The 17,373-nt window shown below is 71.8% G+C and carries 16 protein-coding genes; 9 read left to right on the top strand and 7 right to left on the bottom strand.

Translation table 11 applies throughout. The features are described 5' to 3' along the window. Positions 1 to 1,638 carry an Rne/Rng family ribonuclease gene (locus tag KIT14_24330; GenBank protein ID MCW5893654.1) on the top strand — a complete coding sequence of 546 codons (1,638 nt, stop codon included), beginning with the start codon at positions 1 to 3 and terminating at the stop codon, positions 1,636 to 1,638. Here KIT14_24330 and thiO read toward each other — a convergent pair. Further along, on the bottom strand, positions 1,635 to 2,756 hold the full coding sequence (thiO, locus tag KIT14_24325; protein MCW5893653.1) for a glycine oxidase ThiO: 1,122 nt from the start codon (positions 2,754 to 2,756) through the stop codon (positions 1,635 to 1,637). The genes KIT14_24330 and thiO overlap by 4 nt on opposite strands. Further along, positions 2,753 to 3,289 carry a peptide deformylase gene (def, locus tag KIT14_24320; protein MCW5893652.1) on the bottom strand — a complete coding sequence of 179 codons (537 nt, stop codon included), beginning with the start codon at positions 3,287 to 3,289 and terminating at the stop codon, positions 2,753 to 2,755. Before def ends, thiO begins: the two co-directional genes overlap by 4 nt. 89 nt (positions 3,290 to 3,378) lie before the next feature. Here def and KIT14_24315 point away from each other — a divergent pair, with 89 nt between their 5' ends. Continuing rightward, entirely contained in the window at positions 3,379 to 3,954 is a 576-nt protein-coding gene (locus KIT14_24315) for an isoprenylcysteine carboxylmethyltransferase family protein (protein MCW5893651.1), read from the top strand. Between the two features lie 4 nt (positions 3,955 to 3,958). Here the strand turns inward: KIT14_24315 and KIT14_24310 are convergent, their stop codons facing one another. The 3 genes from KIT14_24310 to KIT14_24300 are packed head-to-tail and all read right to left on the bottom strand — an operon-like array spanning position 3,959 to position 7,328. After that, entirely contained in the window at positions 3,959 to 4,978 is a 1,020-nt protein-coding gene (locus KIT14_24310) for a TIGR03617 family F420-dependent LLM class oxidoreductase (GenBank protein ID MCW5893650.1), read from the bottom strand. A gap of 31 nt (positions 4,979 to 5,009) precedes the next feature. After that, positions 5,010 to 5,897: an NAD(P)-dependent oxidoreductase gene (locus KIT14_24305; GenBank protein MCW5893649.1), complete on the bottom strand. Its 888-nt coding sequence runs from the start codon at positions 5,895 to 5,897 to the stop codon at positions 5,010 to 5,012. Positions 5,898 to 5,954: 57 nt separating this feature from the next. Next, entirely contained in the window at positions 5,955 to 7,328 is a 1,374-nt protein-coding gene (locus KIT14_24300) for a hypothetical protein (GenBank protein MCW5893648.1), read from the bottom strand. A 332-nt stretch (positions 7,329 to 7,660) separates the two neighbouring features. Here KIT14_24300 and KIT14_24295 point away from each other — a divergent pair, with 332 nt between their 5' ends. The 5 genes from KIT14_24295 to phoU are packed head-to-tail and all read left to right on the top strand — an operon-like array spanning position 7,661 to position 12,127. After that, on the top strand, positions 7,661 to 8,671 hold the full coding sequence (locus KIT14_24295; GenBank protein MCW5893647.1) for a PstS family phosphate ABC transporter substrate-binding protein: 1,011 nt from the start codon (positions 7,661 to 7,663) through the stop codon (positions 8,669 to 8,671). A gap of 53 nt (positions 8,672 to 8,724) precedes the next feature. Next, positions 8,725 to 9,690: a phosphate ABC transporter permease subunit PstC gene (pstC, locus tag KIT14_24290; protein MCW5893646.1), complete on the top strand. Its 966-nt coding sequence runs from the start codon at positions 8,725 to 8,727 to the stop codon at positions 9,688 to 9,690. Next, positions 9,683 to 10,588, top strand: coding sequence for a phosphate ABC transporter permease PstA (gene pstA, locus KIT14_24285; GenBank protein ID MCW5893645.1), 906 nt, complete (start codon positions 9,683 to 9,685; stop codon positions 10,586 to 10,588). Before pstC ends, pstA begins: the two co-directional genes overlap by 8 nt. A 58-nt stretch (positions 10,589 to 10,646) precedes the next feature. Beyond that, the gene (locus KIT14_24280; GenBank protein MCW5893644.1) at positions 10,647 to 11,444 is read left to right on the top strand and encodes a phosphate ABC transporter ATP-binding protein; all 798 of its coding nucleotides are present in this window, start codon (positions 10,647 to 10,649) and stop codon (positions 11,442 to 11,444) included. Continuing rightward, the gene (gene phoU / locus KIT14_24275) at positions 11,444 to 12,127 is read left to right on the top strand and encodes a phosphate signaling complex protein PhoU (protein MCW5893643.1); all 684 of its coding nucleotides are present in this window, start codon (positions 11,444 to 11,446) and stop codon (positions 12,125 to 12,127) included. Before KIT14_24280 ends, phoU begins: the two co-directional genes overlap by 1 nt. Before the next feature lie 83 nt (positions 12,128 to 12,210). Here the strand turns inward: phoU and KIT14_24270 are convergent, their stop codons facing one another. Together KIT14_24270 and KIT14_24265 are read right to left on the bottom strand one after the other, a co-directional pair. After that, the gene (locus KIT14_24270) at positions 12,211 to 14,046 is read right to left on the bottom strand and encodes a PAS domain-containing protein (protein ID MCW5893642.1); all 1,836 of its coding nucleotides are present in this window, start codon (positions 14,044 to 14,046) and stop codon (positions 12,211 to 12,213) included. Next, a complete protein-coding gene (locus KIT14_24265; protein ID MCW5893641.1) occupies positions 14,009 to 14,719 on the bottom strand; it encodes a response regulator transcription factor in 711 nt (236 codons plus the stop codon). The genes KIT14_24270 and KIT14_24265 overlap by 38 nt, the downstream gene beginning before the upstream one ends. A 170-nt stretch (positions 14,720 to 14,889) precedes the next feature. Here KIT14_24265 and KIT14_24260 point away from each other — a divergent pair, with 170 nt between their 5' ends. Next, positions 14,890 to 15,639 carry a gamma-glutamyl-gamma-aminobutyrate hydrolase family protein gene (locus tag KIT14_24260; protein MCW5893640.1) on the top strand — a complete coding sequence of 250 codons (750 nt, stop codon included), beginning with the start codon at positions 14,890 to 14,892 and terminating at the stop codon, positions 15,637 to 15,639. A gap of 163 nt (positions 15,640 to 15,802) precedes the next feature. Continuing rightward, positions 15,803 to 17,203 carry a hypothetical protein gene (locus KIT14_24255; protein MCW5893639.1) on the top strand — a complete coding sequence of 467 codons (1,401 nt, stop codon included), beginning with the start codon at positions 15,803 to 15,805 and terminating at the stop codon, positions 17,201 to 17,203. The last annotated feature ends 170 nt before the right edge of the window (positions 17,204 to 17,373 follow it).

The raw sequence follows: 17,373 nt of genomic DNA, 5'->3' as shown, positions 1-17,373 counted from the left end.
GTGCACAAGCAGATCCTGATCAACGCGGCCCGCTGGGAGACGCGGGTGGCCGTGCTCGAAGACACGACGCTCGTCGAGCTGCACATCGAGCGCCACCACGAGCGCGGCATCGCCGGCAACATCTACAAGGGCAAGGTCGTCCGCGTGCTGCCCGGCATGCAGGCCGCGTTCCTCGACATCGGACTCGAGAAGGCGGCGTTCCTGCACGTCTCCGATCTCGCGCTGCCCGAGACGCTGCCGCCGCAGATCGCTCAGGACGACGCGGTCCTCGCCGACGAGACCGCGCCCGAGCCGGCCGCGGAGCCGGCCGCCGCCTACCCGCCCGAGCCGGCGCCCGACGGCGACGCCGCCGAGCCCGCCGCCCGCGCCGAGGGCGAGGCCGATCCCGAGGGCGAGAGCGAGGACGGCCGGCCGCCGCGCCGCCGCGTCCCGCTGCCGCCCATCGAGGAGCGTCTCAAGAAGGGCGAGGAGCTGCTGGTCCAGGTCGCGAAGGAGCCGATGGGGACGAAGGGCGCCCGCGTGACGGCGCACATCTCCCTACCCGGCCGTCACCTCGTGTACATGCCGGGCACGCGCCACATCGGCATCTCGCGGCGCATCGAGGACCCGGCCGAGCGTGACCGCCTGCGCGAGATCGTCGAGGCCGAGCGCCCCGCCGAGGGCGGCCTCATCGTGCGCACCGCCTGCGAGGGCGCGACCAAGCGCGACATCCACGACGACGTGCGCTTCCTCACCCGCCTCTGGAGCCACGTCCAGAAGGTCGCCGACGGCGCCACCGCCCCGTCGCTGATCCACCAGGATCTCGACCTGCCGCTGCGCACGGTGCGCGACCTGTTCACCTCCGACGTCGAGCGGCTCGTGGTCGACGACCCCGACGACCATGCGCGCGTCGTCGAGTTCGTCGAAGCCACGATGCCGCGCCTCACCTCGCGCGTGCACCACTACGAGGGCTCGACGCCGCTGTTCGACCAGCACGGCGTCGAGACCAAGATCGTGCGCGCGCTCGACCGGCGCGTCTGGCTCAAGTCGGGCGGCTACCTGATCTTCGATCAGACCGAATCGCTGACCACCGTCGACGTCAACACCGGCCGCTACGTCGGCAAGACGGACCAGGAAGAGACCGTCCTGCGCACGAACCTCGAGGCCGCGAAGCAGGTCGTGCAGCAGCTCCGCCTGCGCAACATCGGCGGCATCATCGTCATCGACTTCATCGACATGGAGAAGCTGGCGAACCGCAAGAAGGTGTTCGACGCGCTCCAGGAGGCGATGCGCAAGGACAAGGCGCGCTCGAACGTGCTGCGCATCTCGGAGCTCGGGCTGGTCCAGATGACACGCAAGCGGACGCGCGAGAGCCTCGAGCAGCTGCTCACCGCACCCTGCCCGCACTGCGACGGCCATGGGCGCGAGCGCTCGGCCGAGACGCTCGCCTACGACGCGCTCCGCCGCCTCCAGCGCGAGGTCGTGGGCCGCACCGAGCGGACGATCCTGGCGCTGCGCGTGCCGCCGGACGTCGCCGAGTTCCTCGCCCTCCACCGTACGACGACCGTCGCGGCGGTCGAGAAGCGGCTCGGCACGGAGATCGTGCTCGAGGGCGACGCCTCGCTCGAGCGCGGCGCCGTGCAGGTCGTCGTCCGCTAGCCCCGCGCGAAGCGCCGCGGCGCCATGCCGACGATCGGCAGCGCCGTGCGACCGCCGGTCACCAGGTCGGCGATCGCCTCGGCCGTCGCCGGCGCGAGCAGGATGCCGTGCCGGTAGTGCCCGGTCGCGAGCCACAGTCCCGCGAGATCGGGCGCGGGGCCGAGGATCGGCCGTCCGTCGGGCGTGCCCGGGCGCAGCCCCGCCCAATGGCCGACCAGGGCCGCGGCTCCGAGTCCCGGCACGAGCGCATGGGCCGCGGCGAGGAGCGTCGCGGCGCCGGCCAGCGTCACCCGCTTGTCGAGCTCGGCCGGCTCGCGCGTGGCCCCGACGAGGATGCGGCCGTCGAGGCGCGGCACGAGGTACACGCGCCGCGAGTAGAGCGGCAGCGGCAGCGCGCCCGGCGCATGCAGCACGAGCATCTGCCCGCGGACCGGGAACACCGGCGGCGCCGCGCTGCCGCGCGGCAGTGCGATGCGAGCGGCCCAGGCACCCGCCGCATTCACCACCGCGCGCGCTTCCAGGCGACCCCGATCGGTGTCGATGCCGACGACGGTACCCCGCCGGGCGCGAATCGCGCGCACCGCCGTGTGCGTCCGCAGGCGGACGCCCGCCCGCTCCGCCGCACGCGCCACCGCTGCCCCGAGGCGCTCGTTGTCGACGCGATGGTCGTCGGGGAAATGCAGCGCGAGCGGCAGGTCGCGCGGCAACGCCGGCACGCGGCGCCGCGCGGCCGCCGCGCTCACCTGCCGGACGCGCAGGCCCGCGGCACGCTGCCATCGGGCGCGCGCCGCCAGCACGCGCGCGTCGCCCGGCCAGCGCGCGACGTAGAGGATGCCGTCGGTGCGGAACGCGACGTCGATGCCGCTCTCGGCCTCGATCGCCGTGACCCATGCGGGGTAGCGGTCGCGGCTCGCGACGCCGAGGCGGAGCACCGGCCCCGCCGCGTCGGTCTCGGCCTGCGGCGCGACCATCCCGGCGGCAGCCCGCGTCGCCTCCGCCGCCGGCTCGCCGCGCTCGACGACGACGACGTCCGCACCCCGCCGCGCCAGCTCGCGTGCGATCGCGCAGCCGACGATCCCGCCGCCCAGCACGACGACGTCGGCGCCGCTCGCGCTCACTCGCGGCGCAGCCAGTAGCGATGGAACTCGGGGAGGAACGTCAGCGTGTCCATCGACGGCATGCGGTCGAGGTAGACCTTGCCGTCGAGGTGATCGCACTCGTGCTGCACGACGCGGGCGTGGAAGTCCTCGGCCGTGAAGCGCAGCGGCTCGCCGTCGCGCCCGAGCGCCTCGACCGTCACGCGCGTGAAGCGCGGCACCATGCCGCGGAGGTCGGGCACGCTGAGGCAGCCCTCCCAGCCCTCCTCCTGCGCGGTGCCGACCGGGCTGACGACGGGGTTCACGAGGACCGTCAGCGGCACGTCGTCGGCGTCGGGATAGCGCGGATTGTGGCGCACGCCGTAGATGACGATGCGCTTCGACACGTGCACCTGCGGCGCAGCCAGGCCGGCGCCGTCCTCGTCCTCCATGGTGTCGAGCATGTCGTCGATCAGCTGCTGGATCTCGCGCGAGCCGATCGCCGCGGGCGGCACGGGCTCCGCGACCAGACGCAGGATGGGATGTCCGAGATGCGCGACCTTCAGCACGGCCATGATCCTTCGGGTGTTCCATGGCCGGTCCGCGGTGGCAACCGAGCCCGTATGGTTTGACGCCGTCCCGACGACGGTCTAGGCGGCGGGCGGTGACGGCGGCGCAGGGTACGGACGCGCTCCTCGTGGCGGCCTGGGTGGTGCTCGCGGTGGACACGTTCCGTCAGGCGCGGCGCGTCCCGGTGGTGGGGGCGGCGCAGGTGCGCAGCTGGAACCCGCCGGCGGCGGTGCGCGGCGTGCTCTTCGCGCTGCTGCTGGCCGGCATGGCCTGGCTCGAGCGGGCGAGCGGCGGGCGGCTGGCGTTCCACCCGCTGCCGGCGCTCCTCGGCCTCGGCCTCGTCGCCGCCGGGCTCGCCTTGCACCTGCATGCACGGCGCACGCTCGGACGCCACTGGTCGGCGGTGGTGACCGTGCGCGACGACCACCGCCTGGTCACCGACGGCGCCTACCGCGTCGTGCGGCATCCGCTGTATCTGGCGATCGTGCTGCTCGCCGTCGGGACGCTGCTGGCGCATCCCTCGTGGGCGGTGCTGTGCGCGGCGATCGGGCTGGGCGTCGGCGTCGGCGTGAAGGTGCGGCTCGAGGACCGCGTCCTGCACGAGGCGCTCGGCGCCAGGTGGGAGCGCTATGCCGAGCGCGTGCCGGCGCTGCTGCCCTTTCGCCGCTGACCCGTCAGGCGGTTCGGATCGCCCGCACGAGCTCACCCAGCGCCGTGCCCTCGGGGAGGATGCCCGGCATCGCGTAGAGTCCGAGGCGGTCGACGAGGCCGTCGTACTTCCGCTTCAGCAGACCGGGCAGCTCGTCCCACGTGCCTTCCGTCGCATACACGGCCAGCATCTCGTCGGTGACGAGCTCGGCCATGCCGCCCCAGTCGCCGGTCGCGGCCTTCTCGCCGAGACGCCGGGAGAGATCGCCCCAGCCGTGCGCCTCGAGCACCGGAGCATAGGCGCGCGTCGACGCGTAGAAGGAGATCTGCTGGCGCACGAGCGCGCGCGCAGGGCCGAAGTCGTCGCGCGTGCGGCCGCTGATGACGAACCCGGTCGTGGCGATGGCACAGTCGCTGCGCTGCCGGCCCGTCTTGCGGGCGCCCGCCTCGACGTTCGGGAGCACGGTCTCGCGGAGGTACTTCGCGGAGTGGAACGGATGGGCATGGAGGCCGTCGCAGAGCTCGCCGGCGAGCCGCAGCACGTACGGGTTCACGCCGGCGATGTAGATCGGGATCTTCGGCCACTCGATCGGCCCGGGGCTGAAGAACGGCGTCATCAGGCTGAACTGGTAGTGCTCGCCGGCGAAGTGCGGCCGCGTGCCGTTCTGCCAGACGTCCCAGATGTGCCGGATCAGCTGGATCATCTCGCGCAGGCGCGGCCCCGGCGGCGTCCATTTCGTCGAGTAGCGGCGCTCGTTGTGTCCCTTCACCTGGGTGCCGAGGCCGAGGACGAAGCGGCCGCGCGACAGCGCCTGGAGGTCCCACGCCATCTGCGCGTGCACCAGCGGGCTGCGCGGGAACGCGACGGCGATGTTGGTGCCGATCGAGACGCGCTCGGTCGCCGTCGCCGCGGCGACGCACGGGAGGAAGGGGTCGTGCCCCGCTTCCGCCGTCCAGACGCCGTCCCAGCCGAACGCCTCGGCGGCGCGCGCCTGCTCCCCCGCCACACGGATGTCGCTCAGGCTGAGACCGGTGTCGAGCTGCATGCGGCCGGGTACTCGACCGCGCGCAGTGCGGTCAAGCGGAGTGCAGGGGCACGCCCGCGAGCGCCTCCAGCGCCGAGACCAGCGCCTGCGTGCCGAGGTCGCTGCCGCCCTGCGCCTCGACGGCGGCGAAGAGCTGCTGCACGAGCGCCGTTGCCGGCAGCGGCGCCCCGACGTCGGCCGCCGCGGCGAGCGCGAGGCGCAGGTCCTTCTGCTGGAGCCGCACCATGAACCCCGGCGCGAAGTCGTGACGCTGCATGCGTGGCGCGAGGTGCTGCATCATCCACGAGGACGCCGCGCCGCTCCCGACCGCCGCCACCACCGCGTCCGGATCGAGCCCCGCGCGCGCCGCGAGGTGCACGCCCTCGGCGACCGCCGCCAACGTGCACGCACCGACGACCTGGTTCACCAGCTTCGTCATCTGCCCCTGCCCCGGCCCGCCCATGTGCGTGATGGTCCTGCCGATCGCCTGGAGCACGGGCCGCGCGCGCTCCAACGCCGCGGCGTCGCCGCCGACCATGATCGACAGCGTGCCGGCGATCGCACCCTTGTCGCCGCCCGACACCGGGGCATCGAGGAAGTCGACGGCGTGCCCCGCACATCGCGCGGCGAGGTCGCGCGCGATGGCCGGCGCGATGGTGCTGGTGTCGACGACGACGAGGGGCCCCGCCGCCCCCGCGAGGACGCCGTTCGCACCGCACACGACCTGCGCGACGTCGGGTCCGTCCGGCAGACAGGTGATCACCACGTCGGCCGCGCGCGCGACGGCGGCCGCATCGTCGGCCCAGACCGCGCCCTCGTCGAGCAGCGGCACCGCCCGCGCGCGCGTGCGGGTGTGTACCGTGACCGCGTGTCCCGCGCGCAGGCAGTTGCGCGCCATGGGCGCGCCCATGATCCCGAGACCGACGACGCCGACTCGCATGCCGGCATCATCGGCGGTGGCCGCCGGCGCGGCAAGACGCGCCGGCGGCCGCCGCCGTCAGAAGATCGCCTGGAGCTGGAGCCGGTACTCCAGCGAGTCCTCCCTCGGTGCACCCGGAAACTCCTCGCGGAGCGAGCGGATGTCGCCCTGGAGCTTCAGGTTGTGCGCGAGGAAGAAGTAGCCGAGCGCGCCGCCGATCTCGCGCATGCTGGCGCGTGAGGTCTGGAGGTCGCGGTTGACCCACGACCACCGGAACGCCGCCTCGAGCTTCTTCGGGAGGATGAAGTAGCCGATCTGCGTGTTGTAGCCCTGCGCGCTGTGCGTGGAGCGGTCGTTCGGATCGCCCTCGGCCCAGTAGTAGTCGCCGAGCACCGACAGCCCGCGCCACTTGAGCTGCGTGTCGAACGTCGCCTGGACGACGTCGACCCGCCCGTCGATCGGGGGGTCCCAATCGCCGCCCAGGCGCGAGGACGAGAGGATGCGGGCGGTGTTGCCGGCGCCGGTGTCGGCCTGCGAGTTGTAGAGGTACGCGGCGCCGATACCGAGCCGCGGCTCCGGCGTGTCGTCGACGTCGGACTCGACGTAGTACTTGAACGCGCCGAGCGGCATCCACAGCAGGCGGCCGGCCGCCATGTGATCGCTGTTCTCGTTCGGCATGCCGTTGATGCCGTTGCCGTTGAAGATGCCGGCGTTCCACTCGAGCAGGTCCTGCTTCTCGCCGAACCAGCTCCCCGTGAGGGTGACGCCGCGGTCGCGCGCCGGCGTGAAGAAGTTGTCGGCGATCGAGCGCTCGACGAACTGGAGCGCGCCCGACGACGTCAGCTGCTGGCGGTTGAACGGCACCTTGTACTGACCGACCTGGACGCCGGCGTACTTGCGCGGGATCCAGTGCAGATAGGCGTCCTCGAGGATCGTGTCCGCCACCCAGTTCACCTGCACCTTGAAGAGCAGGGACGGGTCGAAGGCGTGGCCCTCGAAGACGGTCTTCATGCGCCGGACCTCGAACCCGCTGGTGTCGTCGAGCCCGGGGAGGTCCTCGCCGTCGATGTAGGAGTAGCGGGCCTGGAGACGGTTGTAGAGGCTCAGCTTGAAGCGGTCGTCCGCGGTCTGGAAGGTGAAGCCCTTGCCGATCTGGTAGTTGACCCAGCCGGGCAGCGCGCCCTTGGCGACCGCCTCCTCCTTCTGCTTCGCGATGGCCTGCTCGGCCTCGGCCACCTTCGGCGACGTCGGCCCGGCGGGCACCGCCGGCTGCGCCGCCGCTTCGGGCGGCCTGTCATGCAGCTCCTCACGAAGCGTCTGTATCTCCGCCGCCTGCCTCCTGACCGTCTCCTCGAGCTCGCGCAGGCGTCGCTCGACGTTGGATTCCCCCTGCGCAGCGCCCGTCAGCACCGTCGCGGCGAGGACCACGGCCGTCCATGTCCGTCCCCCCATGACTTCGTCGCTCCTTTCGTAAGGTCACGACCGCCGGAGCCGCATTTCCCCGACGGAAACAGGCGCGTAACACATCGCACACGGCAGGCTGGAGAGTTCACGAGGAAATACGGGCAGGATTTCGGTGTATTCACCGCGTCGTAACAGAATTGAAACACGACGCTGGTACCTCGGCGGCAATGGGAGGCCGCTTCGACGAGCAGGGAAACGTGTCCCCGCCGTCCTGCCGACTCACGACGACCCCCGGACCGGGCCCGATCGAGGCCCCGCGCTCACGAGTTACCGGGCAACCGGCGCTTGGGGCGGTGGACGCAGTAGCGGAGGACTAGCGAATGACCCAGCGAGTGGTTGCGGCTCTCACCCTGGCGGCTGCCGTCGGCAGCATGGCCCCCGGTCGCGCGATGGCGCAGAGCCGGGTCGCCGTCGATGGCTCCAGCACCGTCTTCCCGATCACGGAAGCGGTCGCCGAGGAGTTCCAGAAGACGACCCCGAAGACACAGGTGACGGTCGGCATCTCCGGTACCGGCGGCGGCTTCAAGAAGTTCTGCGCCGGCGAGACCGACGTCTCCGACGCCTCGCGGCCGATCAAGCCGACCGAGGTCGAGCAGTGCGGCAAGGCCGGGATCGAGTACGTCGAGCTGCCGATCGCCTACGACGGTCTCGCGATCATGGTGAACCCGAAGAACGACTGGGCCACCTGCATGACCGTCAAGGAGCTGAAGACGATCTGGGAGCCCGAGGCCCAAGGCAAGATCACGAAGTGGAGCCAGGTGCGGCCCGGCTGGCCGGACAAGGACATCCACCTCCTCGGTCCCGGCGTCGACTCCGGCACGTACGACTACTTCACGGAGGCGATCGTCGGGAAGGAGCACGCGAGCCGCGGCGACTTCCAGTCGAGCGAGGACGACAACGTGATCGTGCAGGGCATCGCCACCGATCCCCTGGCCCTCGGCTTCTTCGGCTTCGCGTACTACGAGGAGAACCAGTCGAAGCTGAAGCTCGTGGCCATCGACGACGAGAACGACGCCAACGGCGCCGGCTGCATCCTCCCTTCGCCCGAGACCGTCGAGAAGGGAACCTATCAGCCGCTGGCGCGTCCGCTCTTCATCTACGTCAGCACGAAGTCGCTCGAGAAGCCGCAGGTGAAGGCCTTCATCGACTTCTACCTGGCGCAGGCCGGTGCCCTCGTGAAGGAGGTCGGCTACATCCCGCTCCCGGCCGAAGCCTATGCGCTCGCCAAGACCCGCCTGGAGAAGCGCGTCACCGGGTCGGTCTTCGAAGGCAAGGGCTCCCAGGTCGGCGTGACCGTCGTCGACCTCCTCTCGAAGGAGAAAGCCCACTGATGCAGCCTGGTGCCGAACCGGGTACCCTCCCGCGACCTCTCGCGAGACCCCGGATGACTCGCTCCGCCACTCCCGCCTCCGCGCCGCGAACCGTGCTGCCCCTCCCGTCGCGTCCACAGGCGCGGGGGGCCCAGCCGCTCGGACGGCGGGTCTTCGAGGAGCTCGTCCGGTTGGCCCTGTTCGGCACCAGCGCCGTCACCATTCTCACCACGCTCGGCATCGTCGGCGTCCTGGTTTTCGAGACCGTGAGCTTCTTCCGCGAGGTGTCGCTCTGGCGCTTCCTCACCGACACCCAGTGGACGCCGCTCTTCGTCGACAAGCACTTCGGCATCCTCGTGCTGGCGAGCGCGACGGTCCTCACCTCGGCCATCGCGCTCGCCGTCGCGCTACCGATCGGGCTTCTCGCGGCGATCTATCTCAGCGAGTTCGCCGCGCCGAAGACGCGCCGGACGCTGAAGCCGATCCTCGAGGTGCTGGCCGGCGTACCCACCGTCGTCTACGGCTACTTCGCGCTGCTCTTCGTCACCCCGATGCTGAAGCTGATCTTCCCGGACATCTCGGGGTTCAACGCGCTCAGCGCCGGGCTCGTCATGGGCGTCATGATCCTGCCGCTCGTGATCTCCCTGTCCGAGGACGCCCTCTTCGCCGTGCCGACCGGGCTGCGCGACGCCGGCCTCGCCCTCGGCTCCACCCGCTGCGAGGTCTCACTCAAGATCGTGGTGCCGGCGGCGCTGTCGGGCATCGTCGCGGCGGTGATCCTCGCCATATCCCGCGCCGTCGGCGAGACCATGATCGTCGCGATCGCGGCGGGCCAGAGCCCGCGCCTGACCCTGAACCCGTTCGTCCCGGTCGAGACCATGACCGCGTACATCGTGCAGGTCAGCCTCGGCGACACGCCGCACGGGACGCTCGAGTACCAGACGATCTTCGCGGTCGGCATGGCGCTCTTCCTCATGACCCTCGTGCTGAACCTGCTCGGCGACCGCCTCGTGCGCCGCTACCGGGAGCGGTATGCCTAAGCGCCTCATCGCCTCCCACGATCCGCATCTCGCACGCCGGCGGACGATCGAGCGGTTGTTCCTCCACCTCGGCCGCGCCGCCACGTTCTTCGGCGTCGGCGTCCTCGCGATCCTCCTCCTCGACGTGCTCACCGACGGTTTTCCCCGGCTCAGCTGGGAGTTCCTCACCTCGTTCCCGTCGCGCCGCGCGAGCCAGGCCGGCATCTACTCGGCGTTCATCGGCTCGCTGTGGCTGCTCGTGCTGACGGCGTGCTTCGCGTTTCCCCTCGGCGTCGGGGCGGCGCTCTACCTCGAGGAGTATTCGTCGCGCGGCCCGCTCCAGCGGCTCATCGAGATCAACATCGCGAACCTCGCCGGCGTGCCGTCGGTGATCTACGGGCTCCTCGGGCTCGAGCTGTTCGTCCGCTTCCTCCAGCCGCTGACCGGCGGACGCAGCGTGCTCGCCGGGTCGCTGACCATGTCGCTTCTGGTGATGCCGATCCTCATCATCGCGTCGCGCGAGGCGCTGCGCGCCGTGCCGGATTCGCTGCGCCAGGGCGGCTACGCGCTCGGGGCCACCCGCTGGCAGGTCGTGAGCCGGCTCGTCGTCCCGGCCGCCCTCCCCGGCATCCTGACGGGCACCATCCTGGCGCTCGCCCGGGCCATCGGCGAGACGGCGCCGCTGATCACGATCGGCGCGCTCACCTACGTCGCCTTCGTACCGGAGCTGTCGCTGAGCGGCCTCCAGACGCCGTTCACCGCGCTCCCGATCCAGATCTTCAACTGGATCTCGCGCCCCCAGGCCGAGTTCCACGTCAACGCGGCGGCCGGCATCGTCGTGCTCCTCGTCGTGCTCATCACCATGAACGCCGCCGCGGTGGTGATCCGCAACCGCACCCAGCGGCGCGGCTTCGACTGAGGTTTTCGGCCTTGGCAGCGTCGGGAGCCCGGTCTATCCTCGGCAAACGTCCGAACCCATGAGCGCCAACGCCGCCCACGTCGCCCCGCTCGCGTCCGACTGCTCCATCAAGATGTCGGTGCGCGATCTCGCCGTCCACTACGGCCCCTCTCTCGGCCTCGACCGCCTCTCGCTCGAGATCCCGGAGCACCGCGTGACGGCGCTCATCGGGCCCTCGGGATGCGGCAAGTCGACGTTCCTGCGCTGCCTCAACCGCATGAACGACCACATCCCGAACGTGCGTATCGACGGCCAGGTGTTCCTCGACGATCAGCCGATCTACTCGCCCGAGGTCGATCCCGTCGTGCTCCGCCGCCAGGTCGGCATGGTCTTCCAGAAGTCCAACCCGTTTCCGAAGTCGATCTTCGAGAACGTGGCGTTCGGACCGCGTATCCACGGCATCCGCGACCGCCATGCGCTCCAGGAGATCGCCGAGCGCAGCCTGCGCCAGGCGGCGCTGTGGGACGAGGTGGCCGATCGGCTGGAGAAGTCGGCGCTCGAGCTCTCCGGCGGCCAGCAGCAGCGCCTCTGCATCGCGCGCGCGCTCGCGGTCGAGCCCGAGGTCCTCCTCATGGACGAGCCCGCGTCGGCACTCGACCCGATCGCCACCGCCAAGATCGAGGAGCTGATCCAGGAGCTGAAGGAACGCTACACGATCGTGATCGTCACCCACAACATGCAGCAGGCGGCGCGCGTCTCGGACTACACCGCCTACTTCTACCTCGGCCGCCTCATCGAATTCGGGCCTACCGACCGGCTCTTCACCACCCCGGCGCGGCCCGAGACCGAAGACTACATCACGGGACGGTTCGGCTGATGCCGCAGCACACGGATCGCGCGTTCGAGAGCCAGCTCGCCCAGCTGCGCAAGCACGTCCTCGAGATGGGCGGGCTCGTCGAGAGCCAGATCGCACACGCGATCAAGGCCCTCACGGAGCGCGACGAGACGCTCGCGAAGCAGACGATCGAGCGCGATCACACCGTGAACCGGCTCGACGTCGAGGTCGACGAGCTGTCGATCCGCCTCCTCGCCCTGCACCAGCCCGCGGCGCGCGACCTGCGCCTCATCACCACGGCCCTCAAGATCACCACCGACCTCGAGCGCATCGGCGACCTCGCGACGCACATCGCCGAGCGCGCCCTCGAGCTCGCGGCCGAGCTGCCGATCAAGCCCTACATCGACATCCCGCGCATGGCCGAGCTGGCCAGCACCATGGTCCACCAGAGCCTCGACGCCTTCGTCAACGAGGACGTCGAGCTGGCCCTGCGCGTCCTCGACGCCGACGACGCGATCGACAAGCTGCACGGGCAGCTCTTCCGCGAGCTGCTGGGGTTCATGGTCGAGGATCCGACCGCGATCAGCCGCGGCATGCGCATGCTGTTCGTGTCGAAATACCTCGAGCGGATCGCGGACCATGCGACGAACATCGCCGAGATGGTCGTGTTCCTGGTGAAGGGGCAGTCGATCCGCCACATGGACACCGTGCCGCGGGATCTGTAGCGGCGGGGGCGCGGGGGGCCCCGGGGGGCCGTGGAGCGCCGTGCGGGCTCCCGTCCGCGCGCCAAGGGCGCGCCCGATACCGACTAACGCCGGACCAGGCTGAGTTGGGTGCGTTGCTCCTGTGGGGGGGCGGCAGCAGGGAAGAAGACGCGGACCGTGGTGCCTTGGCCGAGGGCGCTCGAAATGGCGAGCGAGCCGCCGTGGGCCTGGACGATGTGCTTCACGATGGCGAGGCCGAGGCCGGTGCCGCCGAGCTCGCGGGAGCGGGCTTTGTCGACGCGGAAGAAGCGCTCCGTCAGACGCGGGAGATCCTGCGCGGGGATGCCGATGCCGGAGTCCTCGATGGCGATCTCGACCATGCCGGCGTGCTCGGGGCCTGCGGCCGCCATGGCGCGGACGAGGACGTGGCCATCCTTCGGCGTGTACTTGATGGCGTTGTCGACGAGGTTGATGAGCACCTGGCGCAGGCGGTCGCCGTCGGCCTGCACCATCGCGAGGCCGGGGGCGACCTGGGCTTCGACGCGGACGCCGGCGCGGGCGACGGGCTCGGCGAAGATCTGCAGGACGTCGTCGACGACGGGGCCCATCGCCACCGCACCGATGCGCAGCGGCGTACGGCCGAGCTCGAGGTCGGAGAGGGTCAGCAGATCGTCGATGAGACGGCCCAGCCGCTCGGAGTGACGGTCGATCACGGCAAGGAAGCGGCGGGCGGTTTCGCGGTCGTCGCCGGCGGCGCCGAGCAGGGTCTCGGCGTAGCCCTTGATGGCGGTGAGCGGCGTGCGCAGCTCGTGCGAGACGTTGGCGACGAAGTCGCGCCGGATGACCTCGAGTCGGCGCAGCTCGGTGACGTCGTGCAGCACGATGACGAAGCCGAACACCTGCCCGTCGGCGGCGCGCAGGCGGGCGCCGTTCACCTGGAGCGTCGGCCCCTGCCCGCCCCCGAGCGTGACGTCGCGCGACGCGATCGCCGCGCCCGCCTCGAGCTCGCGCAGCAGGTCGCCCAGCGCGGGATCACGCGTCAGGTCGACCAGCGGGCGACCGGGCGTGGCGTCGTCGATCGCGATGCCGAGCACCTCGCGGGCGCGGGCGTTCATGAGGACGACGTTCCCGCGCATGTCGGTGACGAGCACGCCCTCGACCATGCCGCGCAGGATGGCTTCGAGCCGTTCCTGCTCCACGCGCAGCTCGGCGATCGTGCCCGCCACCCGCCGCGCCATCTCGCTCAGCTGCGCCTCCAGCCCGCCGAGATCGTCGCGCCGCTCCGGTGCGAGGTACGGCGCCGGCTCGCCGGCGGCGAGCCGGCTCGCGAAGCCGACGAGCCGCTGAAGCCGGCGCAGCATGCGGGCCGACAGCAGGACGGCCACGAGCACCGCGAGCGCGAGCGCCACTGCAACGACGACGAGCGCCAGCCGACGCGCCCACGCCGCGCCGGCGCTCAACACGTCCGCCGGCATCGCCACGCGGATGACGCGCACCGCACCGTCGCGTTGCTGCCGCACGGCGGCGTAGACGAGATGCGCCTGCGCCGTATCGCTCCAGCGCGTCGCCGTGCCCGACCCCATGGTCAGCGCCTGCCGAACTTCGGGCCGATCGGCGTGCGAGCCCAGCTCCGACGACGCCCGCGAGGACTCGCACAAGACCGCGCCATCCGCACCGAGCACCGTGACGCGCACCTCGAGCCCCGACGACAGCTGCGCGCAGGCGTCGTCGAGCGCCGTGCCGCCGTCCCAGGGCAGCAGCTCGCCGGCGACGCGCGCCTCCGCGGCGAGCCGGCGCGCCACCGTGTCGACCTGCTCGCGCTCGAGCACGACCGAGACGTACGGACCCGCCGCCGCCCCGACGAGCACGACGAGGGCGGGCGCGAGGAACTGGAGAACGAGCTTAGGGCTCCAGCGCTTCGGGATTGAATTTGTATCCAACGCCGCGGACGGTGACGATGAGCTCCGGCGCGGCATCGTCCCGCTCGATCCGTTTGCGGAGGCGACGGATGTGGACGTCGACCGTCCGGGGCTCGACGTGTACGTCCTGCCCCCACACGAGGTCCAGCAGCTGGAGGCGGTCGTAGACACGATAGGGGTTGCGGACGAAGAACTTCAGCAGCTCGAACTCGCGCAGCGAGAGGTTCGCCGGCTTGCCCTCGATGAAGACCTCGTAGGTGTCGAAGTCCATGCGCAGACGACCGCGCTCGAACGTCTCGTGGGGCTGCGGAACCTCCTCGCCATGGGTCCGGCGGAGCACCGCCTTCACGCGCGCGACCAGCTCGCGCGGGCTGAACGGCTTCGTGATGTAGTCGTCGGCGCCGAGCTCGAGGCCGATGACGCGGTCGACCTCCGCCGCCCGCGCGGTCAGCATGATGATGGGGGTGTTGTGCGTCGCCTCGGCGTTGCGCAGCCGGCGGCAGACCTCGAGGCCGTCGGTCCCCGGCAGCATGAGATCGAGCACCACGAGGGCGGGACGCTCGACGGCGACCTGGGCCAGCGCGGCCTCGCCCGTGTCCGCCTCGCGCACCGCGTACCCTTCCTGCGCCAGATGGAACCGGACGAGCTCGCGGATGTCGCGCTCGTCCTCCACAACCAGAATCGTCCGCTTCACTGCCACGGCGTTACTCGCGGTTGAACGCTTACCCGGGTGCTGTGACCCTCGCGTTACGGCGGCGTGAACGTTGCCCGGGCGCTGTCTACCGAGGGAGACCGCGCGGAGCAAGGGTTCTTCCGTGCAGGACACGCCTTGACTGGCGTCGAGGGCTTCTGAAATGAAAGCCCATGGCTCGGCGGGGTGAGGACGGGGATGCCTCTGGGGAGGGAACGTCCTGGCTCGTGCTGCGGAACGCGCCGGCCGAGGGTCTCGGGCTCCTCGCGAACGCCATGCGCGATTACGGGGTGCATCATCGCACGCTCGATCCGCCGCGCGGCGACGCGCTCCCGAAGGACCTGCGCGGGATCGGCGGCTTGATCGTCCTCGGCGGTCCGCAGGCCGCGTACGACGTCGACAAGCACCCCTGGCTCGCCGCCGAGGCCGCGCTGATCGAGCGCGCCGCCACCGCCGGACGTCCCGTGCTCGGCGTGTGCCTCGGCGCGCAGCTGATCGCCCAGGTGCTCGGCGGACGCGTCTTCGCCGGCGAGCGGCGCGAGGTCGGCTGGCTGCCGATCACGCTCACCGCCGACGGCCAGGACGACCCGCTCCTCGCCGGCGCGCCCACGCAGCTCACCGTCTTCCACCTCCACGGCGACACCTACGAGCTCCCGCCCGACGGCGTGAACCTGGCGACGTCGGCCGCCTACGAGCAGCAGGCGTTCCGCTGGGGCGACCTCGTCTACGGCTTCCAGTTCCACCTCGAGTTCACCGAGGCGATCATCGGCCGCCTCGCGACCGAGCCCGACTCGCAGCGCTACATCGCGGACGCCGGCGCCGACGCGAAGCAGCTCGTCGCCGAAGCGCCGAAGCGCGTGGCGGCGCTGACCGAAGTCGCCGAGCAGGTCTTCGGACGCTTCTTTCAGCAGTGCGGGCTCTGACGCGGCCCTGAGCGACCGTCGGGTGGCATCGACGCCGCGCCGCCGTTAGACCGCTACGGTGGCGTTCGTCGTCCGACCGGGTACGACGCCGGTCGTGCTGGTGGCCCCGCACGGAGCACGGCGGGACCCAGCCCGCCGCCCCTGGGGTACCGGCCCGCTGCGGATGAACGACCTCCACACGGCCGACCTCGCCGCCGCGCTCGCCGACGCGAGCGGCGCAGCGGCGCTGATCAACGTCGACGTGGACCGCAACGACGTCGACCTGAACCGGCTCTCGGCCGCCCACGACGCGATGCCGCGGTTCCTCGAAGCGCTCGCCGATCTCGTCGAGGCGGCCTGCGCACGCCACGGGCGGGCGACGCTCGTCACCGTGCACGGATGGAACGTCGTCGAGCCCCGCGTCGACGTCGGCCTCGGCTGCCTGCCCGGCGCGGAGCCGCTCGCGGTGCCGCCGACGGCGGCGGTATCGCCGGCGTTCGCGCGCACCGGGGTCGGCGCCCTCGTCCGCGCCTGCGACGCGCACGACATCCACGCGACCGTCGGCGCTCGCTATCCGGCCCGCGCGCGCGAGAACCTGGTCCAGCTCTTCACGCGCCGGCACCGCGACGACCCGCGCCCGCTCGTGCGACGCCTGGTGGCGTCGCACGAGCGCTGCGACGCCCTCCAGCTCGAGCTCGGCATCCCGCTGCGCTGGCCCGGCGCCTGGCGCGACCGACTCGCCGGCGCCTGGGCCGCGGCGCTGCCCGCCCTGTGCGGCGCGGCGGCCCCCGTGGACGACGTCCTCGCCGTGCCCCTCGCGGCGCCCGCGCCGCGTGCCCTGTCGCTCGCGGGCCGCGACGCGCGCGCGCTCCTCGCCGTCGACCCGCTCGGCGCCCGCCTGCTGCTCTTCCCCGGCGACGGCACGCTGCTCCTGTTCACCGCGGAGCACGCGGGCAGCGCGCATCCCGCGCTCGGCCTGCACATCGTCGACGACGGCGACGGCGTCGTGGCGTCGTTCCGCGGCCCGGTCGCACGCTGCCCCGACACCACGCCCTTCGTCGACCTCGAGCACGGACTCGCGCGTGCGACGATCGTCGACGACGTCCACCTCGCGCTGCGCTTCGCGCCCGACCTGACGGCCGACGGCGGCCGCTTCGGCGTCGTGCGCGGAGCCGTACACGTCGGCCCGCAGCGCATCGCGCTCGACGGCACGGGCTTCCTCGGCACGGCGATGCGCGGCGCCGGCACGCGCGGCGATCTCCGCCTGACGCTGCGGCTCGGCCCCGAGCGCGCCGTCGCGGTCACCGTCTCGGCCGGCGGCGCCGCCGAGGGCAGCGTCGCCGGGCCTGCCGGCACACGCCGCGTCCGCTCGGGCCGCGCCGTGCTCGGCCCCGCCCACGATCCGCTCGGCCGCATCCGCGTCGCCCTGGCTCTCGACGACGAGACGCTGAGGCTCGATCTCGTCGCCGTCGACCGCCTACCGGTGGTGCGCAGCAGCGCACCACCGAACCGGCACCTGTGGGCCTCGTGCCGGCTGGCGGACCATGCGCAAGCCGTGGGATGGTGCGAGCTGGCGGCCAGCTGACCCCGAGGGCAGAGTCGTGCACCCCCGCCACAGCCATGCATCCGTGCCCAGCACGACCCCCCGAAACATCGCGATCTCGCACGCGGTTCGCGGGCACCCGGGTTGCTCGATACGGGCAGCCCGTGCTGTCCCCAAGCCTGCATCGCAGTCGCGCGGCGGCCCTCCTCTGT

Source organism: bacterium, from assembly GCA_026129405.1.
Taxonomy (GTDB): domain Bacteria; phylum Desulfobacterota; class Binatia; order DP-6; family DP-6; genus JAHCID01.
This window is presented reverse-complemented; position numbering and strand designations above follow the sequence as displayed.

Excerpts from the sequence above, each read along its gene's own strand:
- pstA (MCW5893645.1), top strand. The coding sequence starts at position 9,683 with ATGCCTAAGCGCCTCATCGCCTCCCACGATCCGCATCTCGCACGCCGG.
- KIT14_24295 (MCW5893647.1), top strand. The coding sequence starts at position 7,661 with ATGACCCAGCGAGTGGTTGCGGCTCTCACCCTGGCGGCTGCCGTCGGC.
- phoU (MCW5893643.1), top strand. The coding sequence starts at position 11,444 with ATGCCGCAGCACACGGATCGCGCGTTCGAGAGCCAGCTCGCCCAGCTG.
- KIT14_24300 (MCW5893648.1), bottom strand. The coding sequence starts at position 7,328 with ATGGGGGGACGGACATGGACGGCCGTGGTCCTCGCCGCGACGGTGCTG.
- KIT14_24255 (MCW5893639.1), top strand. The coding sequence starts at position 15,803 with ATGAACGACCTCCACACGGCCGACCTCGCCGCCGCGCTCGCCGACGCG.
- KIT14_24305 (MCW5893649.1), bottom strand. The coding sequence starts at position 5,897 with ATGCGAGTCGGCGTCGTCGGTCTCGGGATCATGGGCGCGCCCATGGCG.
- KIT14_24310 (MCW5893650.1), bottom strand. The coding sequence starts at position 4,978 with ATGCAGCTCGACACCGGTCTCAGCCTGAGCGACATCCGTGTGGCGGGG.
- KIT14_24260 (MCW5893640.1), top strand. The coding sequence starts at position 14,890 with ATGGCTCGGCGGGGTGAGGACGGGGATGCCTCTGGGGAGGGAACGTCC.
- KIT14_24280 (MCW5893644.1), top strand. The coding sequence starts at position 10,647 with ATGAGCGCCAACGCCGCCCACGTCGCCCCGCTCGCGTCCGACTGCTCC.
- pstC (MCW5893646.1), top strand. The coding sequence starts at position 8,725 with ATGACTCGCTCCGCCACTCCCGCCTCCGCGCCGCGAACCGTGCTGCCC.
- def (MCW5893652.1), bottom strand. The coding sequence starts at position 3,289 with ATGGCCGTGCTGAAGGTCGCGCATCTCGGACATCCCATCCTGCGTCTG.